The following is a 23,873-nucleotide window of genomic DNA, read 5'->3' on the forward strand; positions in this document are numbered from 1 at the left end:
CGTTATTTAGTTAGAAACGCTACTGAGTTAGAACAGCTATTTTGAGAGAAACTGTTTGAATTTAGCCTTAGCTTCATCACTGTGTAAACGTTGATCGAATATTTCCAACTCTTTTTTCATCTGCTCAACCACCTGCTGCTGGTTATAGCGCAATAGTTTTTTTGATGCCTGCATGGCTAATGGTGGCATAGAGGCTAATTGTGTAGCCTTGGATAAAGCGAAATCATATAACTCATCTGGCGCCACAATTTGATTGACTAAATTCAGTGAATGGGCCGTACTTGCCGTGAATGGCTCTCCCAGTAAAATGAGTTCAGCTGCTTTTTGCTGACCAATAAGTTGCGGTAGCAATAAGCTTGATGCCGCTTCAGGTACCAGCGCTAAATGCACAAATGGCATATGCAGCTTGGCTGTTTTATCGGCGTATACTAAGTCACAATGTAATAGTAGTGTGGTACCTATGCCGACAGCGGCGCCAGAAACCGCCGCAACTACAGGCTTAGTTAATTGGGCGACGCACATTAAAAATTTTACGGTTGGATGATTTGCATCTAAACTGCCACTTTGTAAAAAGTCACTGATATCATTACCTGAAGTAAAACAGTTATTTGTACCGTGAAACATAAAGGCACGAATATCATTGTCCGCTTCACCTTGGATCAGGTATTCTGTGAGCTGTTGATACATTTCCAGATTAAAAGCATTTTTTTTCTCTGGACGATTAAAAGTGATGATGCGTACCCCTTGCATATCATTAACCTGTATGAGACTCATTCGTTATTTCCTTATTTAAGCGGATAGGTATTAAATGGAGTTTAAGACATTGAAAATAATATTCAAACACTTGTTTAAGTTTATTGCTGTTGCGAGTTTCTCAATCCCAGCTTTCGCAAACATTATTACCACTGACGGCTATGTACGAGCGATGCCACCAAGTGTGCCTAATACTGCCGCTTATCTCACCATCCAAAACCACGGCGATAAACCCGTAAAATTGATTGCTGTGAAAACGGATGCCGCTGCCAAGGCTGAAATACATACCATTGTTGAAGAGAACGGTATGGTGAAAATGCGTCAAATTCCACATATTGAAATTGCCTCTCATGGTGCAAAGAAGCTGAAGCCTTCTGCAGAACATATTATGTTGCTATCGCTAACAAGCCCATTAAAAGAACATGATAAAGTGAAGTTGCAGCTAATATTCGAAGACTTAGAAGCCGTAGATGTTGAATTACCCGTGATGAAAAAAGCCGTCGAATCAGCTGATGCACATCACCATCATCACCACTAATTTATGTATTGCCTGAGAGGGTGTTCAGTTACCTTAGGTACAACAAGGAGTGAGTATGCAAATTACCAGAAATAGGATTCTTGGTGTTATTGGAGTGGTATTGCTTATTGGTCATTTGCTCAGCGTATGGTGGAGCATTGAGCCTTCCCCTATAGAGCCTGAGACCTATGCAGGTTCATCAAAGCATGTTGTTGGTTATGCCACAACAAGCTCGATTATTAATACGATGGAAACCTTATTAGATAAGCCAGGAGGTTGGTTATCGAATGATGTTATGCCACCTTCAGTGTTAATGGACAATATGCCTGCGTTTGAGTTTGGTGCTCTAGAACAAACGCGCGATTTGGCTTTGATCATGCGTAAAGAGTTTAGTCGCTCTCAATCTCAGTCAACAGCAGACTCTGATCTTTCAGAAGCTCACTCTAAGTTGAATATTGATCACACTAGCTGGCTCGTACCTAGCAGTGAAAGCCAGTATCGTGAAGCCATAAAATTGTTTAAACTTTATCGCGCTAAAATCAGTGATACTGAAAACAGCGATGCACAATTTTATGCAAGAGCAGATAACCTGAACGAATGGCTTAAAGAAGTGCAAAAGCGTTTAGGCAGTATATCGCAGCGATTGTCGGCAAGTGTTGGTCAAGAGCGAATCAATACAGATTTAGCCGGTGAAACTGCCGCAAGGCAATCAACACCAGGCTATGCAATAGCTGAAGTCAAAACGAGCTGGTGGGAAATTGATGATGTGTTTTATGAAAGCAGAGGCTCAGCGTGGGCATTACTGAATTTCATGAAAGCCGTCGAAGTTGATTTTGCCGATGTATTGCAAGATAAGAATGCAGAGGTCAGTCTGAAGCAGATTATTAGAGAGCTTGAGGCGACTCAACAAACAGTTTGGAGCCCTATGGTGCTCAATGGCAGTGGTTTTGGTCTTGTGGCCAATCATTCACTGGTCATGGCTAACTATATATCACGTGCCAATGCGGCAGTGATTGATTTAACTAACTTACTTTCTCAAGGATAAAGATGAAAAAATCACTGATTGCCACAGCCTTAATTGGCATGTTGGGTGCAACAAGCGCACAAGCGGCTACCTTAGTTGGCTTCAAAGTCGGCGGTGATGTATGGCGTGCAGACACTTCAGGTACCTTCAACGATGACGATGGTGGCCAACAAGCCTTTAATTATGAGTCTTCAACTTCAGGTAGTGTTTGGTTAGCAGTAGAACACCCAGTCCCAATTCTGCCTAACTTGAAAATTCGTGAAAACAGATTGGACTCTAAAGGCAGCATGGCTGATGCCGACTTTACTTTTAATGGTTATGATTTTACCGGCAATGTCACTACCTATAACAATCTCAATAATACTGATTTCATCTTGTACTATGAGTTGCTGGATAATGATCTAGTTGAGCTTGATTTAGGTGCTGCATACAAAAAAATGAATGGTTCATTACGTGTGCAAACTGAGCAAGGGCGTCCTGAAGACAGAGATGTCGATAGTGGCGTCATTATGGGGTATGCCAGTGGTAAAGCTGGGATCCCAGGTCTTGGCTTATATGCATTTGCAGAGCTAATGCAAGGTGTTGATGAAACTGGTGTTCATGACTATAGCGCTGGTTTAGGTTGGGAGTTCGATGGCATAACTGTCGACACACGAATACGTGTTGGCTACCGTGATTTTACCTTTGATGTGAGTGATTTTTCTAACGTGACTCAAGACATGCAGTTTAAAGGTGCATTTGCAGGTTTAGAGCTCAATTTTTAATGTTGAGCTGATGGGACTTGATTCATATCGATAACAAAAAAACCGCCATATTGGCGGTTTTTTTATTAAGCAATTTTGCTTATTAGTTTTGAGAAATCAAACCATTGTTGATGGCAATGACATCATCTTCATTTAACGTACCAGCAGCCTGCTTAAGTGCGACGATAGAATTGATGTAGCCATAACGTGCTTCAGATAGCTGACGCTTTGAATCGTATAAATCACGTGTACGGTTTAGTACGTCAACAATCGTACGCGTACCCACTTCAAAACCTGCTTGAGTGGCTTTTAGGGCCGATTCGGAAGAGATAACCGATTGCTCGTAAGCTCGGATAGAACTAATTGAAGCGGCAACGTTGTTGTAGTTGTTACGCACATCACGAACTACGCCGCGGTGAGTTTGTTCAAGCTGTTCACTCGCTGTAACAAAATCATACTGTGCTTGTTTAACCTGTGATGACACACGGAAGCCTTCAAACAGTGGAATGCTCAAATTTACTGCGATATTTCCATTATCGTAGTCAGGCCCAGGTGTACGCTCAAAACCTTTAGAATAACCCGCATTAAGGTTTAGTGATGGCATGTGACCTGCTTTATATAGGTCAATGGTTTCTTTGGCAATATCTCTGGCAAGACGCTGTGTCATCAGGTCAATGCTGTTGGTTTCAGCCATTTTTAACCATTCATTTGATGAGCTAGGTGCAACTGATGATGCTGAGAAACGGTTCGTATCGAGTACATTAATCGACTTGTGGTCGATACCCGTAATTTCACGTAGTGCTTCATAGCTATTGAATAGTGTATTTTCAGCTAGAATTTCTTGAGCAGATGCTAAGTCATACTGCGCTTGAGCTTCATGTACGTCTGTAATTGCAGTTAAACCAACGGCAAAACGCTGTTTAGTTTGTTCAAGTTGACGCTCAATGGCACGTTTCTCTGCACCTTGGAACTCAAAGCTATCTTTAGCTGTTAGTACGTTGAAGTAGGCTGTCGTCACGCGAGTAATCAAAGATTGTAATTGCGATGCGTACGCAGAGTCAGCTTGCGAAGCTGCCAACTCAGCCAAATTTAAACCAACCCATGCACTGTGATCGTAAATCACTTGGTTTAAGCTCACATTACCCACAAAGCCGTCTGCATCATCAGACGGGTCATTCCATGCTTTGTCATAACCTACATTAGCACTGATGGTAGGTAAGAGTGGTGCTCGGTTTTCTTCGATTGCTTCATATAATGAGTCACGCTGAGCTTTAGCTTGCAGCACAATTGGGTCGCTGGTTAGCGCTTGTTGGTATATTTGCAGTAAGTCATCAGCTTGTAGTGCTGGTGCTGTAAAGGTAAAAGCCAATGCAGCGTATATAGAACTCATTTTGAATTTCATGTTCTGCCCTTATAGACATGTCTCAATAGAGATGATGGTAACTCATTAACGTTTAGCAAATTAAAAATTTGGTTTTCACTTGCTGAAAATCAATATAGTTGAACATTCGGTTTAAACCATATTCAACAGATTTTTTATCTACTATAAAACACTAATATATTTAGTATAAAATAGTAAGAAGACTTGTGATTTCAAGTCAACTTATAAGTGTAACAGATTTTATTTATATATCGTTTAGATCACATATAAATAGTGTGACAGCTTTACAATTTTTTACCTAACACCCGGTTAAATAGCCAAATATGGGGCTTTTATGTCTAAAAACTTACAAAATTCTCCACTGAATGCCAAAGCTGATGTTGAAATTTTAGAGAAAAAGTCGCTATATCAAGGTTTTTTTCGTCTGGAACAATACACATTTAGACATAAATTATTCGCAGGTGGCTGGAGTCAGCCCATAACACGGGAAGTATTTGAGCGTGGACACGCGGTGGTTGTGCTGCCATATGATCCAGTAACCGACCAAGTTGTGCTCATTGAGCAAATTCGTATTCCTGCCATTACCACGACCGATAAGGTGTGGTTATATGAATTAGTGGCTGGCATGATAGAACCTAATGAGTCGCATATTGATGTAGCAAAGCGTGAACTACAGGAAGAAACAGGATTAAGCGCCAATACTTGGCAATACATTAATAGTTATCTTTCAAGCCCTGGTGGCACTAGTGAGCGATTTTACCTTTATCTTGCTCATATTGATGCTACACAAGCGGGAGGCGTGCACGGTCTAGAAGATGAGTCTGAAGATATTAAAGTGCATGTGGTATCACGTCAGCGGGCGTATGCCATGACGCAAACGGGTGAAATAGATAACGTTTCCACGGTATTAGGTATTCAATGGTTGATGCTCAATCACTCACAAGTAATTGAAGATATGCAGTAATCATTGTACAAGCCACATCACAAACTTTTTCATAATGGGTGTTATGTGAACGTTAGTTCATTTATAATTATCACCGCTTCGCAGGTCAGTTAAACTGCCTTCGTTGAAATACAAGAGCACACATTTATCAATGCGTAACAAGCAAAAGTATCAACCAAACCTGAGTGCGTTCCTCGCATTATGTACACGCAATTATGTGAACATACTCAAATGGTTACCTGAAAATATTCAGGAAAATGATACTTGGGTAGTTAAAGGGCAATTTGGCGACTTGAACATAAAACTGATTGAAAACACCAAATATACTCAGTTATTGTCGCTTTCTCGTCATTTACCAACGAGTTACTTTTTTAAGTCTCCCAGCGCTTTGGTACGCGTTTATCATGATGCGAAATTAGCAGAAGTGTTAACTAGCCAGCAGATTTTCAGGTTAAAACCTGTGTATGATTATCCAAATCTGTACATGTATCAATCTGATGAAAAATGGCGCGTAAATGCTTTTCTTGAGGAATTACTTAAGATTGGTCGCTTACCTGTGTCAGATTTTTCTTAATTATTTACACAACTTTGGGAATGTTGCGTGTTGCAAAATGAAATGAATTATTCCAATCACCAGAATGATTCTGTGCGTATAGTCCAAATGACCGACCCGCACCTATTTGCTGATCCTGAATCTCAACTGTTAGGGGTGAATACCTTTAATAGCTTCAGTGCTGTGATTGATACTTACCTTCAAAGTAAAGTTGAAAGTGACCTCCTATTGGCGACAGGTGATATTAGCCAAGACTATTCTCCTGAGTCCTATCAAAGCTTTACTAAGCATGTTGAACGCGCAAATGTGCCTTGTCACTTTTTACCGGGCAATCATGATGACCCACGTTTGATGAATCTGCATATGCAAGGTAAGCATATGTTTGGTCATCAAGTGGTAACCATCGGTCACTGGCTTATTTTAATGCTAGATTCAACGGTTAGGGGGAAGCCTGCAGGTTTCTTAGGTAAATCTCAGTTTGAACTTATTGACAAAGCTATTGCTGACAACCCTGACAAGCACGTATTGCTGGTGATGCACCATAATCCAGTATTGGTCGGCTGCAAATGGTTAGATCAACATTGTATGGCTAACGGTGAGCAGTTTTTGAGTCATGTTGGCCAATATGCTCAAGTCAAAGGCGTGCTTTGGGGGCATGTTCATCAAACCTATGATAAATTTTACCAAACTGAGCATGGTGCGATTCACTTAATGGCGACTCCCTCTACCTGTATTCAGTTCAAGCCAAAGTCTTCTTATTTCGCATTAGATGGTTTGCAACCGGGTTACCGTTTGCTGGACTTAGCGAGCGATGGTAGCATTCAAACTCAAGTTTATCGTGTCGAAGGTGACCGATTCTCTCCAGATAATGAAGCTAGCGGTTATTAATAAAACCTGCTTAACAATTTGTCACTTGAGTTATCGGTTGTAGCGTGAGGAAATATGCTGCTTTATATACATGGATTTAATAGCTCTCCAAAATCGGATAAAGCGGTACAAACAGCCGAATATATCCAACGCCATTACCCAGATTTAATCTTTCATCAGCCGCAATTGCCCACATCTCCGAATGATGCAATGTCGCTATTGTGTGGTATAACAGAGCAAGCGAAACAGTCAGGGCAACCGCTACGCTTTTTAGGCTCGTCTTTAGGCGGGTATTTTGCGAGCTTTTTGGCTGAAAAATATGGTGGTAAGGCGGTTTTAGTCAATCCAGCGGTAAAACCGTTTGAATTATTTGAAGAGTTCATTGGAGCGCAATACAATCCTTATACTGATGAACATTATCAAGTGCTTGGGCAACATAAAAATGATGTTGCGCAATTTAATACACCAGTGATCCGCCACCCTGATAGATTTATGGTGCTGTTGCAAAGCGGCGATGAAGTGTTAGATTATCGACAGGCGCTACATAAATACCACTGTTGCGAGATGCGATTAGAGGCGGGAGGTGATCATAGCTTTGTTGGTTATGACAAGCATTTAAACCAAATCTGTCAGTTTCTTGAACTGGGTAAATAATAATGAATGAGTCCTGTGAGCCTTATCTCCAGCGACAAACAAACAATATGTGTGGACTATGACCAACCAATATACCTCTGATGCCATTGAAGTCCTTAATGGACTTGATCCTGTAAAACGCCGCCCAGGCATGTACACAGATACCACTCGTCCCAATCATCTAGGCCAAGAAGTTATTGATAATAGTGTTGATGAAGCATTAGCAGGGCACGCGTCAAAAATTGAGGTGACACTGCATCAAGACAACTCACTTGAGGTTGTAGATGATGGCCGTGGTATGCCTGTTGATATTCACCCTGAAGAAGGGATCCCTGGGGTTGAACTTATTCTGACCAAGCTGCATGCTGGTGGTAAATTCTCCAATAAAAACTACCAATTCTCAGGTGGTTTACATGGTGTCGGTATTTCGGTCGTAAATGCCTTATCTACCCGTGTTGAAGTCACTGTCCGCCGTGATGCGCAGGTGTCTCAAATTGCCTTTGAAAATGGTTTTAAGGTTGAAGATCTGCAAGTTATTGGTACATGTGGTCGCCGTAATACAGGCACTAGAGTGCATTTCTGGCCCGATACAAGTTACTTTGATTCTGCCAATTTCTCGATTACCAAACTGATTTACCTGCTGAGAGCTAAGGCCGTATTGTGCCCAGGTTTAAGAATTAAATTTACCAATAAGCAAACCAATGAAACCCATGAATGGCATTATGAAAGCGGTTTAACCGACTATTTGAAAGAGGCGGTTAAGGGGTCTGAATTATTGCCGCAAGAGCCATTTGTAGGCAGTTTTAAAGGCGACTTAGAGGCTGCGGATTGGGCGATTACTTGGTTGCCTGAAGGTGGCGAAAGTATCAACGAAAGCTACGTTAACTTAATTCCCACACCATTGGGCGGCACCCATGTTAATGGTTTCCGCCAAGGATTATTAGAGTCAATGCGCGAGTTTTGTGAGTTTAGAAACTTGATACCTCGCGGGATTAAATTATCACCAGAAGATATCTGGGATCGAGCATCTTTCATTTTGTCGATCAAAATGCAAGATCCGCAATTTGCTGGCCAAACCAAAGAAAAGCTCTCTAGTCGCCAAAGTTCAGCGTTTGTATCTGGCATTGTCAGAGATGCCTTTTCACTATGGCTAAATTCCCATACCGATCTGGCACAACAATTAGCTGAACTGTGCATTAATAATGCGCAGCGACGTTTGAAAGCCGCCAAAAAAGTTGCCCGTAAGAAAGTCACTTCAGGGCCTGCACTACCCGGGAAATTAACCGATTGTAGCGGACAAGACCCCATGCGAGGTGAGCTATTTCTGGTAGAGGGTGACTCGGCAGGCGGCAGCGCAAAACAAGCTCGTGATCGTGAGTTTCAAGCCATCATGCCGCTTCGAGGTAAAATTCTAAATACATGGGAAGTTGATGCTTCTCATGTGCTTGCTTCTCAAGAAGTACACGATATCTCTGTCGCGATCGGCTGTGATCCAGACAGCGAAAATATTGATGAGCTGCGCTACGGAAAGATTTGTATCCTAGCGGATGCTGACTCTGATGGACTGCATATTGCCACCTTGTTGTGTGCATTATTTTTAAAGCATTATCGTGTGCTGGTGGAAAATGGCCATGTGTATATTGCTATGCCGCCACTCTTTAGAATCGATATCGGCAAAGAGGTGTACTACGCCTTAGATGAAGATGAGAAAACCGGCATTTTAGACCGCCTCGTTGCAGAGAAGAAAAAAGGTAAAGTGCAGGTAACTCGCTTCAAAGGATTGGGTGAAATGAATCCTTTGCAGTTGCGGGAAACCACAATGGACCCCAATACACGCCGCTTAGTGCAGCTAACTATTGATGATGCGCAAGAGACGTTAGCTGTCATGGATATGTTGTTAGCGAAAAAGCGCTCTTCTGACAGAAAAAGCTGGTTGGAAAGTAAAGGGGATTTAGCGCAAATCTAGTTTGCACTAAAAACAAGATGCAAACATTACATCAAAAAATGTTTACGTATAAAAAATTGAACCAAATGGGTACAGGGATGGACTGTTTTCGTTATCTTTTAGGTAGCATTGTACTATCACTGGCGTTAGCGCCGACTAAACAACTCTACGCTGCAGATTCTGTCACGATTACCGTGACCAAGGGATTTGGCATTAGCCTCTATGCGTCAGAGCTTGGGGATGTAAAACAAATGGCATTGGGTGATAAAGGCACACTCTTTGTTGGCTCAAGGAAAAAGGGCACGCTTTATGGGTTAGTTGATAGCAATAATGATGGCAAAGTTGATAAACAATATTTGATAGCTAAAGGGTTGAATTCACCTGAAAGCGTCGCGTTTAAAGATGGCCATTTGTATGTCACTGAAGATGATCGCATTGTGAGATTTTCTGATATTGAAAGTCGGCTTCGTAGGCCGGGGCGCGCGCGCGAAGTCTTTTCTAATCTGCCCGATTTAGGCAAGAAAAAATATACTCGCTCAATTCGCTTTGGCACAGACGGCTTGTTGTATTTAGCCATAGGCTCACCTTGTAATGTGTGTGAGGCCGATATGCCTTATTCCAGCATTTTAGCAATCGACATTGAAACGGGAGCTTCTGAGCAAATTGCCGCGGGTGTGCGTAAAGTTATCGGATTCGATTGGTCGCCAAAAGATGGCAAGCTTTGGTTTGCAGACCTAGGTCGAAATTGGATGGGTGATAATATTCCGCCAGATGAAATAAATCGATTAGATACAGCAGGCAGTCATTTTGGTTTTCCCTATGTTCATGCAAAGAGCATTAATGAGCCTGCCTATAGCAAACCAGAAAACTTAAATGTGGTCGCGCCAGTTTTTGAGTTGCCCGCACATGTTGGCCCAACCTCAGTGCACTTCTATGCAGGTGACCAGTTCCCTGAACGCTATCAAGGGCAAATGTTCATTGCTGAAAATGGTTCATGGAATCGTTCCAGTAAAGTGGGTTACCAAGTCGTGATGCTTGCTGAGCAAGAAGATGGTAGTTTGAAAAGAGAAACCGTAGCCAGCTTTTTAGACGGAGGTTTTCCCGTTGCTAGACCATATGACTTAGTCACAGCACCCGATGGGAGCATGTACATTTCAGATGATTTGAAAGGCAATATTTATCGCCTTTATTATAAAAATTTAGAAACTTCACAGGATTAAAATAATGAGTGATGCGATCGAGTTAAGTCTTGATGGGGTTGAGCAAATGCCGATTAGGCGCTTTACTGAAGAGGCCTATCTTAATTATTCAATGTACGTGATCATGGACCGTGCATTACCGCACATTGGCGATGGGTTAAAGCCTGTTCAGCGTCGCATCATTTACGCCATGAGTGAGCTGGGGTTATCAGCACAATCTAAGCATAAAAAATCTGCTCGTACTGTTGGTGACGTACTTGGTAAATATCACCCACATGGTGATAGCGCCTGTTATGAAGCGATGGTATTAATGGCACAGCCATTTTCTTATCGCTATCCGCTTGTTGATGGTCAAGGTAACTGGGGTGCACCAGATGACCCTAAGTCATTTGCCGCAATGCGTTATACGGAAGCAAGGTTATCCAAGTTTTCTGAAGTATTGCTTTCTGAGTTAGGGCAAGGGACAGTCGATTGGGGCGTCAACTTTGACGGCACCATGAAAGAACCGCTGACGTTACCTTCAAGACTGCCACATATCCTACTTAACGGTATCACGGGTATTGCTGTGGGTATGGCGACAGATATTCCCCCACACAATGTCAAAGAACTAGTGGGTGCTTGTGTTGAATTACTAGAAAACCCGAAGGCCGATCTTGAGCGTCTAATGGAGTTTGTGCCCGCTCCGGATTATCCAACCTCTGCAGAAATCATCACGCCTAAGCGCGATATTGAAAAGATTTACAGTACCGGTCGCGGCTCAATTAAGATGCGAGCGGTATATAGTGTTGAAGCTGGTGAGGTGGTGATCACCGCGCTGCCACACCAGGCGGGCAGCGGCAAAATCCTTGAGCAAATTGCGTCGCAAATGCAGGCGAAAAAACTGCCAATGGTGTCTGATTTACGTGATGAATCAGATCATGAAAACCCAGTCAGACTGGTCATTGTACCGCGTTCAAATCGTATTGATTGTGAGCAGTTGATGGCACATTTATTTGCCACAACCGATTTAGAAAAAAGCTTCCGCGTTAATTTAAACGTGTTAGGACTAGACGGTCGCCCACAGGTTAAAGGGCTGAGAACGCTACTCACAGAATGGCTAACGTACCGTATCTCCACAGTAACTCGTAGACTGCAATTTAGATTAGATAAAGTATTAGCGCGTTTGCATATCCTTGATGCGTTAATGGTTGCCTTCTTGAATATTGATGAAGTGATTGAAATTATTCGCTTCCATGATGAGCCAAAAGCTGAATTGATGTCGCGCTTTAACTTATCGGAAAAACAAGCTGAAGCCATTTTAGAGTTAAAACTACGCCACTTAGCTAAGTTAGAAGAAGTTAAAATCCGCGCTGAGCAAGAAGAGTTAGCTAGTGAGCGAGACAAGCTACAACTGACATTAAGCTCAGAGCGTCGCTTAAAGACACTCGTTAAGAAAGAGTTGATCAAAGATGGTGACACTTATGGTGATGAGCGCCGTACACCGATTATTGAGCGCAGTGAGTCTAAAGCCTTAACCGAACAAGAACTCACACCTGCAGAAGCTGTAACCGTTGTGCTGTCAGAAAAAGGCTGGGTACGTTGTGCTAAAGGCCATGATGTTGATGCCAAAGGCCTAAATTATAAATCCGGTGACAACTATTTATGTAGCGCCTCGGGCAAGAGTAATCACCCGTCGGTGTTTATTGACTCTTCAGGTCGGGCCTTTGCCACTGAAACCCACACGCTACCTTCCGCACGAAGTCAGGGTGAGCCGATAACAACCCGGTTTAATATCGCCGCAGGTGAGACTGTTCAGCATGTATTGCTCAGTGATAACAAGCAATGTTATTTGGTGGCAAGTGATGCCGGTTACGGGTTTATCTGTTCTTATTCAGACATGGTTAGCCGTAATAAGGCAGGTAAAGCGTTATTGTCATTACCCGCCAATGCACAATCATTAGTGCCGCAGAAAGTCGAGAAAAACAGTGAGCAATCGTTACTGGCGATTACCACTGAAGGGCGTATGCTGATTTTCTCACTGGAAGCCTTACCGCAATTATCAAAAGGTAAAGGTAATAAGATTATTGGTATTCCAACCGATAGGGCTAAGAGCCGTGAAGAATTGCTATTACATATTGCTATCGTACCGCAAAATGCCGCAGTGACCCTATGGGCTGGCAAGCGAAAACTGACGCTCAAAGCATCTGACTTAGAACACTATCGTGGTGAACGTGGTCGACGTGGTGCGAAGTTACCGCGAGGTTTACAGCGTGTTGATAGTGTTGAGATTGAAGCTACGGTCAATGAAGTTGAGCCTGATTCTGAACAGTCTTAACGCTTCTACTATATTGTTTAAAATGCTGCCTTAGGGCAGCATTTTTGTTTTCAGCCCTAAACCACCTACTTCAGTAGGTGGTTATCATCAATTAGGGTTTGCCTGAATCTTTGTTTGTATGGCATGCCAGCTTGAGGTTGATTCAGCTATGCAATGATATTTAAAGCACGCAGCAAGCACATCCCTGTGGGCTCGACGAAAACATCCATGTTTTCAACGGCTTTAAATATCATTACTCATAGATGCTACTGAGGCTACAAAATAACTGAAACGCCCCCTTTTAGGGGGCTGAATGAAAGCTACCTTCTTCAGAAGGTGGATTCTTTACTTTCAGCCTGCAGCGAACTTATTTGATAATGCTAACGCTTTCGATGTAGCGGTGCATGTTTTCGTTCCAAACTGCGTTTGGATTTACTTCGTGGCGCTTCGCCCACACCCGAGCAAGAAGGGGGAAACTGCTCCCCCCCTCTAGCATCTCCCGCGAAGTGCTAATCCTCATGCTACAGAGTTAATTCACTAGCGCCTCATAATCGCCATCTGATGTATATGGATATACGAATGTCACGGTGGCATGGATGCCAAGGAGCGACCATGGCTCATCTGAGGCTATGTCGGCGTCGATAGGTAGGACATCTGAATGTCATGAAGTGCATGGATGCACGAGAATGACCTGCCTCCATCACGTGAATTAACTCAACGCATTCGGGCACTTCCAAGGGAGGAAATTGAGCCTGCAGGTGCATTTGTATTAGTTCAGTTTACTGTCGTTTAACTGTGCTGAATTAGTTAGAAAATAAATAGAGGCTGCAGCCTACGGCTATTCCCCATTCCAAGTTGCTGAAATACCGTATAACTATCATGGATGATGGTTAAAGCTCAGGGGCACATGGATGTGTTATCTGAGCTGTTAGGTATTTTTATTGGAGTATGAAGCTTATTCGCTTTGAAAGAATAACTTGGTCGGGTGTGGGCGAAGCGCCACGACATTAATGTATATTGATAAAAATTTGAATACAACAAGTTGTCACACCTTGCTCGATTTACCACATGGTGTATTGAACTATTCTCTGTTAACTTAATGAAATATGGATAGTTAGCCGTATAAACTTTCAATACTTCGAAATTAATTATCATGCGCGTTAACAGCATTATTTAAGCATGTGCACTCTACAAATGTTAGGTTTCAGGATGAATGATAAAGCAATGGAAGGTAAGCAAAACTTTTTCAGAAGAATCTACTCTGGTGGATTTGAATTATTTGACGTTTTTTGGGCAGGCTTTGTTCTGGTTGGTGGTGTAATAAGTCTATCCGCTTCTAAATTAGAAACAGTTGAATCAATAATTATTGGTGATTGTTTGAAGTCAGGATATTTTATTTTGATCAGTGTTGCAGTATGGAAATCAGCAAGTGTGTACCAAGGAAAAAAAGTTTGGAAAATCCTAGCTAAACTAACCGCTGTATTAACTGTTATCGGTAGTATTTTTACGTTGGGTTTGTGGGCGATTTACTTATCACCCAACTACACTCCCTAAAAATACACAAAAAAACCGCTTGCGCGGTTTTAGTGTTAACGAGTGGCTTAATCAGTTAAGCAAATGACATCAATTAGGCCACTTCGTAGAAATTGGGTTCAAACTCTAGTTGTGTTTGAATAATCTGATTTGCCATTCTGGCACACTTGCCACATTGACTGGCCACACCTAAGCGTTTTTTAACATCAGCGAGTGAGCTATCGCCTTGGCTGACAGCTTCTTTGATTTGGGTATCTGTGATTGCATGACAAAGACAAACAAACATAAGTAACCTTATTTAAATCAATATTAACACTAGAGAATAATGCAATTGTAAATGAAAACAGTTCTCATTGCTAATAACTTTTTGTTTGTTTCTTATCTTTTTTCGAATGACAGGGTTATAGCAAAGTATGAAGGCGATCAAACTTCTTAGTAATATTGCACTTAGGATCACCTAAACTTGTCATATAGGCTTAATAGCCTTTATCAAAATCGACCACACTTTCTAATGGTTGTTGCTGGTGCCAACGTTTGTAATTATCGCAAAAGATTTCCACGACTTGTTCAGGAAAACTCGGCGCTGCAATGTGGGGGGTGATGGTGGCGTTAGCGCATTCCCAAATGGGCAAATCTGCTGCCAGAGGTTCTTGATTAAAAACGTCTAGTACGGCGTATTGCTTAGGCTTTTGCTGCAACTGTGAGGTAAGTGCGCTTAAGTCCAGCACGTTGCCGCGACCTAAGTTAAATAGCACGACATCATCTTGCAGTAGTGAAAGCCTGTCTTGGTTCAACAGCCCTGCAGTGGCAGGCGTACTAGGCAGCACGCTAACAACACAGTTCGCTATAGACAGGTGTTTATCTAGCTGGCTTATGCTATCAACCACATCAAAACCTGCTACGGCAGTGCCATGTTGATTAATACCAGTTACATGCATGCCAAAATGTTTGGCTGTTTTGGCGATGTGCTGTGCAATGGAACCTGTGCCGAGTAGCAATAAAAGCTGCTTTTGTAGGCTAATAAAGCTTCTTGGCTGCCAAATTTTTTGTTGCTGTTGCTGGTGGTAATGTTGATGCTCACGGTAATGAGACAGCAAATAACCGAATAGATACTCGCTCATTAATGGGCCAAAAATGCCCTTGATGTTGGTCAAATGATAATCGCGCCTTTGCCTTTGACCTGTGAGCTTATCTACACCAGCAAATGTCGATTGCAACCATTGAAGCTGTCGTCCGTGCCCCACTAAGGGTGCTGCAAGTGCCGGTTCTGCTAGCCAGATATTAGCTTGAGTAATACAAGCAGGTGAATCGTCCATGATTTGTATATCAGGTAAATGGCAATGGTTGAGTAATTCTCGATAATGCTGATTGTCATTGGTGAGCAGTAACAGTTTATTGGGCATGGGTATCGATATTTCACAGTGAATATATAGAGTAAGTATAAGAGTTAAATCAGGGTTAACCTTGTATTTGGAGGGCAAATATAGCAAATAAGTATAATCATCTAGCAACTAAAATAATGCTAGATAAAGACATTGTTAAAGCTTATTCAAACCACGATTTATACTTGTCTTCGTCAACCGCTAGTGGTGTTGAAGCATATTGTTCTATCACAGCTTGCGCTTTATCTGGGTAGTTACTAAAAATGCCATCCACTTTTAGGTGCATTAATGCTCTGATATCGTCAGCGTCATCAACTGTGTAAACATACACTTTGGCTTTTCTTTGATGAGCGTCATCCACCATGGCTTGGTTGACAAAGTTGATTGATAAGTGCACAGAAAATGCATCTAAATCCGTGACTGCCTGCGCTAAGTTTAACGGTACACCGTCAATGAGCGGAGCAATAAATGCTTGTGGGAATCGAGTACGCACGGCGAGTAAATAATGGTGATTAAAAGCCGAAATGAGTATTTGGCGAGGGCTGAAAGATAGTTCATTTAAAATTTTGGGATAAAGTTGTAGAAACGGCTCTAGGCAATAACAGCCTTTAAGCTCAATATTGACCATGCATTTTCCATCTATTAATTCAAGCACTTGCCATAAAGTGGGGATGGGCTGCCCAAGAATTTGTGTCTGGTCTATTTCATCTTTTGTCGCATAGTGAATGGGCCCCACACCGGTCGTTTTATTGTCTAAGCGGCGGTCGTGGAAGACATACAATTCATCTTCAACATTATGAACATCGAGCTCGATGGCTTTTACTCCTAGTTCTAATGCCATCGCCATAGCGCTAAGGGTATTCTCAACTTGATAGCCACTGGCTCCACGGTGGGCAAACACTAACATAGGATTTCCTAGACCTTAATTAATGAATTAGCTTCTTTGCTTTGCATACTGTTAATGTGAATTTCCATTTGTGGGTATGCCAGCTCCACCTGATTTTCACGTAGTTTCTTGGTGATACGTTTATGTAAGTTATGTCTTAGCGGCCAACGGTCGTCCATATCTTTGGCATAGGAACGCACTTCATAATCTTGTGTGTGTTGACCGAAACCAGCAAACCACACTTCTGGCTCAGGCGTAGCGAGCGACATTTCACATTCACGAACTGCTTGGTGTAATAGCATTTCCACTTTAGTTGGGTCGGAGTCACGGGCAACCGCGACTTTGACGATAACACGCGTAATAGGATCTGATAGTGACCAGTTAATCAGTTGCTCGGTAATAAAGGCTTTATTGGGCACAATAATTTCTTTTCTATCCCAGTCAACAATAGTCGTAGCGCGAATTTGAATTTTGCTGACTGTGCCGGTGAGATCGCGGATGGTAACCGTATCGCCAATGCGGATCGGTTTTTCGAATAATATGATCAAACCCGATATAAAGTTGGCAAAAATTTCCTGTAAACCAAAGCCTAAACCAACAGATAAAGCGGCAATCAGCCATTGCAGTTTGGACCATTCAACACCAAGGCTAGAAAAGGCGATCATTAAGCCAATGAAGATAACCAAATAGCTGCTGACTGTAGTAATCGCGAAAGCTGTGCCTGGGGTGAGGTCGAGTTTTCGTAAAATGGTTAACTCAAGTAAACCGGGTAAGTTCTTGGCTATCATCATAGAAAAACCTGCCAAAATTAACCCAAATAACAGCGACTTCAATGTGATTGGTAATTGCTGCTCAATGCCATTAATGGTGCTATTTGTGGTCCATAAATCAATGCCATCTAGAAATGACAATACCGCGGTATGAGTGTGAGATAGTGAGCCGATTAAGCTGGCGAAAAATGCCAGTAGTATGATAGAGCGAACTAAGCCAATAGACTGACTGGCAATCACATCTAAATCAATTTCAGGCTCTTCAAAGCTCTCTGGGGTATCTGTATTAGTCTCGCCTCGTTCACGTTGAGCCAACTGCTCGGCACGTTTCGCTTTTGCGCGTTCAAAGGCAATGACGCGCTGTTCTAGTAACATCCAGCGTTTAATGATGTTGTAAAGTAAGACGAAGCTGAGGCCTAAGGTAATGAATATTTGCAGCTGAAACAGTAATTGCGCCGCAGTAAAGTAATAACCCACAGCGGCTAAAACAGCACAGACAACAGGGATGGTGATAATTAAGATCCAAATCAGCTTTTGGAATAAGCGCATGTTCTGTTTATCAGGCATGATGGCGAGTTTGTTACCGATAAACACAAACATATTGCGATAGAAATTAAACAGCACAATACACAACAGAATAAAGGCGACTCGACCAATACTGTTATGCACAAAAGGCACATCTAATGATTCTGAAAATAAGATAAGCCCCACCAAAGGAGAGGTAATCATGACTATGTTGAGTATTTTGCTGCGAATTTTGGCAAAGGTATCTTCAGACTGTTTAAAGTGATTGATAACAATGCCATTTTCTGCACAAAGTAAATAGATCAGTCTGAATGCGAAATAGTTCAAGCCTATAGCAATTAATCCATAGCCAAGCGAGTAGACAAAACTGACTTTAGAACTGATCAAAATAAAACCCGCAAATACGATTGGCAAAGGTTTTATCATTGCGTACACCGCCGTGACCAGCAGTGTTTTGAAGGTATATTTGATTTTATCTTGGGTGACATTACCGACGAGACCAGCGTATCTTTGGTTTAGGCGATCAAATTTCGGTGTAAGCATATCTTGCGCAATCAAACACAATACCACCAGAATCGCCAACCATGCCCAGTAGAGATCCAATTGTTGCCTTTCTTGCAATAGTTGCTGCCAGTGATCAGCTTGGATAATCCAAGAGATACTCTTAACAATGTCGGCGAGAATACTTGGGCCAATCCTTGGGGCATTTGGTACCCAGAATAGATGCTCACTTAATGTGTTCTTTAATGTGTTGTGCTGCTGGGTGAGCTGTTCATATGCAACGCGTAATTTACCTAACTCAGTTAAGTAGTGGTAATTGTTATCTATGATGCTATCGAGTATGGCGGCTTGCGATTGCATTAATTGCAACTGTTCTTGAGTATATTGCCCTTGATTGACCAGTTGGTTATTCAGCTCTAATCGAGCTTGCTCAAGTTGATAGCGTTGAATGCGAGTATCAGCCAGCTCGTTAAGCAATTGCGCTTGATTCGGCAATTTGGGCAAGGAATGCAATATCGATAAAAAACGTTCACCAAACGCCGCATTATTTCGCACCCAGGTGACTTGCTCTTGCACATTACTTAATTGAATTGCCTGAGTTTGATAGCGTTTCTCAATGGTTTGCTGCTCAGTGATCGTGGTATTAATTTTGTCATTCAGTTGAATGAGTATCTGGGCATATTGCTGGTTAGTTTGGTTGAGCTTATTCGCCATATCGTCTTGATAAAAGCGATTATGAATGCTGGCGACGGTACTATCTGTATAGGCTTGACGTTGTTGAACATTCTTTTGATTTAACTTCTCAATCAGCTGCTCTTGTTGTTTTAGTGAGTAACGTGAAATTTGTTGCTGTAATTGATTAATTTCAATTTGGATTGGTGATGCAGACAATTGAGATTGTAAGGTGGTTATCTGCTGCTCAAGTAATTGTGCTTGAAGACGATACTTTCTACCTGTAGGCGAATCTTCAGGAGGTTGAGGTGTGCGAAGGTGTTGAGTGAGTGAAGACTGCGCTTCAGCAAGCCGTTGACTGAGGTTGATGCTTTCTCTAGCGAGTGCATGACTTGTTTGATTTAGGGTCGCTTCTGTTTCTTTTAACTCTGATAAATGGATGTAAGCCATTGAGGCTTGTTGAGTTAAATTGCCCTCATTAATGACACTCAGAGATTGTTTACTCTGTTTTAATTGCAGCTCCAATTGCGCCAGTGTGTTGTTGCGTTGATGAATAATCTCATCAAAGCTTTGTTGCTTCGTGCGTAATTGCGCAATGCTTTGTTCTAGATCTGCTATTTGTGCATCGATGCTGCTACTTAGATCTGAGTTGGAGCTGTGAATACCTAAACGCTGATTCAGTGGTGATGAAGGCGAAGCAATAGCTTGCGTAGATAATGCAAATAGTGTCAAACAAATAAAGCAAGAATGCGCTAAACGGAACATGTCGATTAACCTAAGTGTAGATAAGGTTATGTTAGCTAAAATTAGTGGTTTATGCTTTCTTTTTTTGCTGATGTTTTAAGGTTTCAAACACCGCAGTTGCGACAATGATGATCCCACCTAAAATCGTGCTGTTTGATAAGGGTTCATTGAGAATTAATAATGCCAAAATAGCACCATAACAGGGCTGCAAGCAGGAAACTAACCCTACTGTTTTTGCTTGTAACTGTCTTAATGCCGATGCAAATAACGCATGAGGTGCGGCAGTAAAGAACACCCCAAGTACGAGTATTAATAGCCAAGTTGAATTAGCTACATGTGAAAACTCAACCTGTTGCCATGGTGCGAGTATCACCACAGCGATGACAGTTTGGTAAAACATTGCTTTAGCGCCGCTATAACGTGAAAACGCTTGTTTGTGCAGCAGGTTCCTTGCAGTAAAAAGTACGGCAGATAATATACCGACCGCGATACCTAAGGTGACATCATTCGCTAAGCTGGCTTCTGGAATTAATAGACTCACACCAAAGAGTACAGCGAGTCCTGAAATCACATCCACTAGCTGAAGCCGTTGTTTAGTGAATATTGGCTCAACAAGCACTGTCATTACTGGATAGGTATAAAAGGCTATCATGCCAATGGCCACGGTGGAGAGTTGCATGGCAGCAAAGTAAGTCACCCAATGAGTGCAAACCAGTAATCCTAAAATCAGGGCGACGCCATAGTCTTTTTTACTGGTTAAACTGACTTGTTGTTTTGATAGTTTTAGTAGAAGTAGCAATGCTATCGCGGCAATGACACAGCGAAAGAGGGTGATATCAACCGCGCTGAGGGGAATGATTTTAGAAAATAATGCCGTACCACCAAAAAGGAGTACGGCAATGTGCAGTTCTGCTAAACCGTGGTTACTAGAGGCGTGTTGCGGTTTGGCTGACATTAACTGGATTAATCGTCAATGCGAGCAAATGGTTGACCCATTCGGGTTGTTTCACCAGGCTCAACGCCTTCAACAAAGTTTTCAATGGCATCATTGCCCCATAGCATCACAACAGTACTGCCTAGTTTAAAACGGCCCATTTCAGCCCCTTTTTCTAGGGTTAGTGCTTCTGGGCCTTCTGTTGGGTAGTCCCAGCTAAAGACTTGTTTACCCGTTGGCGGTGTAACTGTACCCGCCCAAACAGTTTCAATACTGGCCACAATAGTGGCACCAACTAACACCATGGCCATTGGTCCAATGTCAGTCTCAAAAATCGCTACAACACGCTCATTACGCGCAAATAAACCAGGTACGTTTTGTGCGGTTAGTGGATTGACAGAAAACAGGTCGCCCGGGACATAAGTCATTTTCGACAAAGTACCTGTGATTGGCATGTGAATACGGTGGTAATCTTTTGGTGCAAGATAAATAGTCGCAAAATCGCCATCTTCAAAACGTGCAGCATCTTTTTGATCTCCGCCTAAAAGGGCGAGAGATGTGTAACTGTGACCTTTTGCCTGAAAAATATTCCCTGATTCAATAGGACCTAGCTGACTAACTGCGCCATCTACAGGGTGAACCATGATATCTTTGTCTTGTTCAATCGGGCGAATGCCATCTTTAAGTGCACGAGTAAAAAAGTCATTAAAAGTTTTATAAGCTTCAGGCTCTGGCTTAGCGGCTTCAGACATATCAATTTTATATTGTTTAATGAACCACTTAATCCCTGCAGTGGTGACAGAGCCTAACTCTGCGGCAGCAAACTTGCCCACTAAGCGTGATAAAAAGTGTTTTGGCAGAATGTACTGCAAAGCAATTTTAATTGAGTCCAATGTGTATTCCTGTTGTGTCTAATACGGGGTGAATGTCACCCGAGTTAACAAATAGTTGCATCATACCTTAATGTGTCATGGCTTTCATCGACCGTGTGAGTCAATGTATGGGTAATTTAAGGCGAAAATGAATATCTTTACAGTATTACTCTTGCGGTCGAAAATATCGAGCGTGTCTCGACTCATCTAAGCTAGCAATGATCCTCTGATAATTAGCAAATCTATCTTGAGTGATCTTACCTTCAGCAAGTGCCTCTTGAAGCGCACAGCCAGGGTCATCGCCATGTTTACAATCTCTAAATTTACACATGCCAATATATTCACGAAACTCAATAAAGCACCAACCAACGCGGTCTGCGGGTAAGTGCCACAAGGCAAATTCGCGTACACCGGGTGAGTCAATAATATCGCCGCCACTTTGTAAGTGCAGTAGCTTAGCCGTGGTGGTGGTATGTTGGCCTAAACCTGAGTTATCTGAAATATCACCTACTAATAACTCGGCATCTGGCATTAACGCATTGATCAGTGAAGACTTACCCACGCCTGATTGGCCAGCAAAGATACTCACTTTATCATTGAGTAAGGCTTTAATGGCTGCTACGCCTTCTCCGGTATGGCTGCTCACCTGAAAAACCTGATAACCAATTTGCTCATAGCGAGACAATGCTTGCTCGATTTCCTCGCGGTTATCATCATCGAGTAAATCCATTTTATTCAAAATAATAATGGGCTGAATATCAGTGTCTTCACAAGCGACGAGGTAGCGATCAATGATCTGGGTGGTAAAACTGGGTAAGACAGAAGATACAATCAAAATTTGATCGATATTAGCAGCAATGATTTTCACCCCATCATAAAGATCTGGGCGAGTTAATGATGATGTTCTAGGGTGGACAGCTTCAACTACGCCGCCGATACCGGAACCTGCTTGTACTTCTGTTGCCAAGCGGACAATGACTTTATCCCCAGTCACTATGCTGCTAATATTACGACGAATATTACAGCGGGTGATGGTGCCATATTCAGTTTCAATATCCGCATGTTGGCCAAAACGAGAAATAACTACGCCCGCTTGTTCAGGGCCTAGCAAGTTATCTTGAATTTCTTGATTGTCGGCGTTGGCCTCTTTACGTGATAATCGTTTATTCTGATTAGCACGCATACGGCGTAATTGGCCTTTGCTAAGTGGTTTCTTTTTACTCACAGACTCATCTTCATTAAAATAAGGTGTTTTTTTGTGTTTCAAAAACACAGTATGATACACCCTCTTAAATAAAAAAGCCTGAATTTAGGGCGAAAGACGAAATAAGGCAGATTAATGGCTGTTGATGCGAACAACTTGATTTGGATTGACCTTGAGATGACCGGCCTTGAGCCTGAGGTCGACAGGGTCATTGAAATTGCCACCTTAGTAACAGACCAAGATTTAAATATTATTGCCCAAGGGCCTGTATTTGCCATTCATCAAACAGATGAAGCACTTGCTGTGATGGACGATTGGAATCAAAAGCATCATGGTGAGTCAGGCCTCATTGACCGAGTCAAAGCAAGTAAGGTTGATGAACAACAAGCTGTACGTGAAACGATTGCGTTTCTTGAGCAATATGTGCCTAAAGGTAAATCGCCGATATGCGGCAATAGCATTGGCCAAGACCGCCGTTTTTTAAACAAGTACATGCCAGAGTTGGAAGATTACTTTCACTACCGCAATCTTGATGTCAGCACGATTAAAGAGCTTGTAAGACGTTGGCAGCCTGAGTTGATGAGTGAATTTACCAAGAAAAATACCCATCAGGCATTAGAAGATATTAAAGAGTCTATTGCTGAACTGCAGTTTTATCGTAGTAAAGTATTTAAAATTTGAGCAAACAAACCTTTTTTTGAAAAAATAGGTTGCAGCAAGCCAAATATTACATATAATTCGGCCTCAACTTTCAGCGAAGCACATTAGCAAGCTGTAAGTTGAAGCGAAAAAAGGCGACATTAGCTCAGTTAGTAGAGCAAAACCTTGACAAGCCAATTAGTTTGGTAAAAAGCGTCATCGGTTCGAACCTCTCTTAACGAAAGCATGGGTCGCTCAAAACTCTTTTCAATAGAGTCTAATCATTGAAATGCGACATTAGCTCAGTTGGTAGAGCGAAACCTTGCCAAGGTTTAGGTCATCGGTTCGAACCCGATATGT

The 23,873-nt window shown here is 42.2% G+C and carries 21 protein-coding genes; 12 read left to right on the forward strand and 9 right to left on the reverse strand.

Annotation, left to right across the window (positions count from 1 at the left end; translation table 11 throughout):
* Positions 1–36: 36 nt before the first annotated feature.
* The gene (locus tag ACHUGF_RS08315; protein ID WP_394130330.1) at positions 37–774 is read right to left on the reverse strand and encodes an enoyl-CoA hydratase-related protein; all 738 of its coding nucleotides are present in this window, start codon (positions 772–774) and stop codon (positions 37–39) included.
* 34 nt (positions 775–808) lie between these two features.
* On the opposite strand from ACHUGF_RS08315, the gene ACHUGF_RS08320 reads away from it, so the two are divergent.
* The 3 genes from ACHUGF_RS08320 to ACHUGF_RS08330 are packed head-to-tail and all read left to right on the forward strand — an operon-like array spanning position 809 to position 3,058.
* On the forward strand, positions 809–1,291 hold the full coding sequence (locus tag ACHUGF_RS08320; protein WP_394130331.1) for a copper chaperone PCu(A)C: 483 nt from the start codon (positions 809–811) through the stop codon (positions 1,289–1,291).
* Positions 1,292–1,346: 55 nt separating this feature from the next.
* Positions 1,347–2,315 carry a DUF2333 family protein gene (locus ACHUGF_RS08325; RefSeq protein WP_394130332.1) on the forward strand — a complete coding sequence of 323 codons (969 nt, stop codon included), beginning with the start codon at positions 1,347–1,349 and terminating at the stop codon, positions 2,313–2,315.
* Positions 2,316–2,317: 2 nt separating this feature from the next.
* Entirely contained in the window at positions 2,318–3,058 is a 741-nt protein-coding gene (locus ACHUGF_RS08330; protein WP_394130333.1) for a TIGR04219 family outer membrane beta-barrel protein, read from the forward strand.
* Between the two features lie 82 nt (positions 3,059–3,140).
* Here the strand turns inward: ACHUGF_RS08330 and tolC are convergent, their stop codons facing one another.
* Positions 3,141–4,439, reverse strand: coding sequence for an outer membrane channel protein TolC (tolC, locus tag ACHUGF_RS08335; RefSeq protein WP_394130334.1), 1,299 nt, complete (start codon positions 4,437–4,439; stop codon positions 3,141–3,143).
* Between the two features lie 313 nt (positions 4,440–4,752).
* On the opposite strand from tolC, the gene nudF reads away from it, so the two are divergent.
* The 8 genes from nudF to ACHUGF_RS08375 all read left to right on the forward strand — a co-directional run bounded on the left by nudF (position 4,753) and on the right by ACHUGF_RS08375 (position 14,405).
* Complete coding sequence (gene nudF, locus ACHUGF_RS08340) at positions 4,753–5,382, forward strand: ADP-ribose diphosphatase (protein WP_394130335.1); 630 nt, start codon at positions 4,753–4,755, stop codon at positions 5,380–5,382.
* Between the two features lie 130 nt (positions 5,383–5,512).
* On the forward strand, positions 5,513–5,935 hold the full coding sequence (locus tag ACHUGF_RS08345) for a DUF1249 domain-containing protein (protein ID WP_394130336.1): 423 nt from the start codon (positions 5,513–5,515) through the stop codon (positions 5,933–5,935).
* Positions 5,936–5,962: 27 nt separating this feature from the next.
* Complete coding sequence (gene cpdA / locus ACHUGF_RS08350; RefSeq protein WP_394130337.1) at positions 5,963–6,802, forward strand: 3',5'-cyclic-AMP phosphodiesterase; 840 nt, start codon at positions 5,963–5,965, stop codon at positions 6,800–6,802.
* Positions 6,803–6,856: 54 nt separating this feature from the next.
* Positions 6,857–7,435 carry a YqiA/YcfP family alpha/beta fold hydrolase gene (locus ACHUGF_RS08355; RefSeq protein ID WP_394130338.1) on the forward strand — a complete coding sequence of 193 codons (579 nt, stop codon included), beginning with the start codon at positions 6,857–6,859 and terminating at the stop codon, positions 7,433–7,435.
* A gap of 58 nt (positions 7,436–7,493) precedes the next feature.
* A complete protein-coding gene (gene parE / locus ACHUGF_RS08360) occupies positions 7,494–9,380 on the forward strand; it encodes a DNA topoisomerase IV subunit B (protein WP_394130339.1) in 1,887 nt (628 codons plus the stop codon).
* 77 nt (positions 9,381–9,457) lie between these two features.
* Positions 9,458–10,579, forward strand: coding sequence for a PQQ-dependent sugar dehydrogenase (locus tag ACHUGF_RS08365; RefSeq protein WP_394130340.1), 1,122 nt, complete (start codon positions 9,458–9,460; stop codon positions 10,577–10,579).
* Positions 10,580–10,583: 4 nt separating this feature from the next.
* On the forward strand, positions 10,584–12,872 hold the full coding sequence (gene parC / locus ACHUGF_RS08370) for a DNA topoisomerase IV subunit A (protein ID WP_394130341.1): 2,289 nt from the start codon (positions 10,584–10,586) through the stop codon (positions 12,870–12,872).
* A 1,188-nt stretch (positions 12,873–14,060) separates the two neighbouring features.
* Positions 14,061–14,405, forward strand: a complete 345-nt coding sequence (locus ACHUGF_RS08375) for a hypothetical protein (protein ID WP_394130342.1) — start codon at positions 14,061–14,063, stop codon at positions 14,403–14,405.
* A gap of 73 nt (positions 14,406–14,478) precedes the next feature.
* On the opposite strand, the gene ACHUGF_RS08380 is transcribed toward ACHUGF_RS08375, so the two are convergent.
* From ACHUGF_RS08380 to rsgA, 7 genes are all read right to left on the reverse strand, one after another.
* Positions 14,479–14,670 carry a bacterioferritin-associated ferredoxin gene (locus tag ACHUGF_RS08380; protein WP_394130343.1) on the reverse strand — a complete coding sequence of 64 codons (192 nt, stop codon included), beginning with the start codon at positions 14,668–14,670 and terminating at the stop codon, positions 14,479–14,481.
* 190 nt (positions 14,671–14,860) lie between these two features.
* A complete protein-coding gene (locus ACHUGF_RS08385) occupies positions 14,861–15,787 on the reverse strand; it encodes a D-2-hydroxyacid dehydrogenase (protein WP_394130344.1) in 927 nt (308 codons plus the stop codon).
* A gap of 142 nt (positions 15,788–15,929) precedes the next feature.
* Positions 15,930–16,673 (reverse strand): glycerophosphodiester phosphodiesterase, encoded by a 744-nt coding sequence (locus ACHUGF_RS08390; RefSeq protein ID WP_394130345.1) that lies wholly within the window; start codon positions 16,671–16,673, stop codon positions 15,930–15,932.
* 8 nt (positions 16,674–16,681) lie between these two features.
* On the reverse strand, positions 16,682–19,885 hold the full coding sequence (locus ACHUGF_RS08395; RefSeq protein WP_394130346.1) for a mechanosensitive ion channel domain-containing protein: 3,204 nt from the start codon (positions 19,883–19,885) through the stop codon (positions 16,682–16,684).
* 49 nt (positions 19,886–19,934) lie between these two features.
* A complete protein-coding gene (locus ACHUGF_RS08400) occupies positions 19,935–20,819 on the reverse strand; it encodes a DMT family transporter (RefSeq protein ID WP_394130347.1) in 885 nt (294 codons plus the stop codon).
* 8 nt (positions 20,820–20,827) lie between these two features.
* Positions 20,828–21,691: an archaetidylserine decarboxylase gene (asd, locus tag ACHUGF_RS08405; protein ID WP_394130348.1), complete on the reverse strand. Its 864-nt coding sequence runs from the start codon at positions 21,689–21,691 to the stop codon at positions 20,828–20,830.
* Between the two features lie 145 nt (positions 21,692–21,836).
* A complete protein-coding gene (gene rsgA, locus ACHUGF_RS08410) occupies positions 21,837–22,895 on the reverse strand; it encodes a small ribosomal subunit biogenesis GTPase RsgA (protein ID WP_394130358.1) in 1,059 nt (352 codons plus the stop codon).
* A 114-nt stretch (positions 22,896–23,009) separates the two neighbouring features.
* On the opposite strand from rsgA, the gene orn reads away from it, so the two are divergent.
* Positions 23,010–23,555 (forward strand): oligoribonuclease, encoded by a 546-nt coding sequence (gene orn, locus ACHUGF_RS08415; RefSeq protein WP_394130349.1) that lies wholly within the window; start codon positions 23,010–23,012, stop codon positions 23,553–23,555.
* Positions 23,556–23,873 lie beyond the last annotated feature (318 nt).

Source organism: Shewanella maritima, from assembly GCF_043643735.1.
Taxonomy (GTDB): Bacteria; Pseudomonadota; Gammaproteobacteria; order Enterobacterales; family Shewanellaceae; genus Shewanella; species Shewanella maritima_A.

Coding starts and splice junctions, on each gene's coding strand:
- ACHUGF_RS08380 (WP_394130343.1), bottom strand. CDS start 14,670: ATGTTTGTTTGTCTTTGTCATGCAATCACAGATACCCAAATCAAAGAA.
- ACHUGF_RS08320 (WP_394130331.1), top strand. CDS start 809: ATGGAGTTTAAGACATTGAAAATAATATTCAAACACTTGTTTAAGTTT.
- ACHUGF_RS08345 (WP_394130336.1), top strand. CDS start 5,513: ATGCGTAACAAGCAAAAGTATCAACCAAACCTGAGTGCGTTCCTCGCA.
- ACHUGF_RS08325 (WP_394130332.1), top strand. CDS start 1,347: ATGCAAATTACCAGAAATAGGATTCTTGGTGTTATTGGAGTGGTATTG.
- parE (WP_394130339.1), top strand. CDS start 7,494: ATGACCAACCAATATACCTCTGATGCCATTGAAGTCCTTAATGGACTT.
- ACHUGF_RS08390 (WP_394130345.1), bottom strand. CDS start 16,673: ATGTTAGTGTTTGCCCACCGTGGAGCCAGTGGCTATCAAGTTGAGAAT.
- ACHUGF_RS08395 (WP_394130346.1), bottom strand. CDS start 19,885: ATGTTCCGTTTAGCGCATTCTTGCTTTATTTGTTTGACACTATTTGCA.
- orn (WP_394130349.1), top strand. CDS start 23,010: ATGGCTGTTGATGCGAACAACTTGATTTGGATTGACCTTGAGATGACC.
- ACHUGF_RS08400 (WP_394130347.1), bottom strand. CDS start 20,819: ATGTCAGCCAAACCGCAACACGCCTCTAGTAACCACGGTTTAGCAGAA.
- ACHUGF_RS08315 (WP_394130330.1), bottom strand. CDS start 774: ATGAGTCTCATACAGGTTAATGATATGCAAGGGGTACGCATCATCACT.
- ACHUGF_RS08365 (WP_394130340.1), top strand. CDS start 9,458: ATGGACTGTTTTCGTTATCTTTTAGGTAGCATTGTACTATCACTGGCG.
- parC (WP_394130341.1), top strand. CDS start 10,584: ATGAGTGATGCGATCGAGTTAAGTCTTGATGGGGTTGAGCAAATGCCG.
- nudF (WP_394130335.1), top strand. CDS start 4,753: ATGTCTAAAAACTTACAAAATTCTCCACTGAATGCCAAAGCTGATGTT.
- ACHUGF_RS08330 (WP_394130333.1), top strand. CDS start 2,318: ATGAAAAAATCACTGATTGCCACAGCCTTAATTGGCATGTTGGGTGCA.
- ACHUGF_RS08355 (WP_394130338.1), top strand. CDS start 6,857: ATGCTGCTTTATATACATGGATTTAATAGCTCTCCAAAATCGGATAAA.
- ACHUGF_RS08375 (WP_394130342.1), top strand. CDS start 14,061: ATGAATGATAAAGCAATGGAAGGTAAGCAAAACTTTTTCAGAAGAATC.
- tolC (WP_394130334.1), bottom strand. CDS start 4,439: ATGAAATTCAAAATGAGTTCTATATACGCTGCATTGGCTTTTACCTTT.
- ACHUGF_RS08385 (WP_394130344.1), bottom strand. CDS start 15,787: ATGCCCAATAAACTGTTACTGCTCACCAATGACAATCAGCATTATCGA.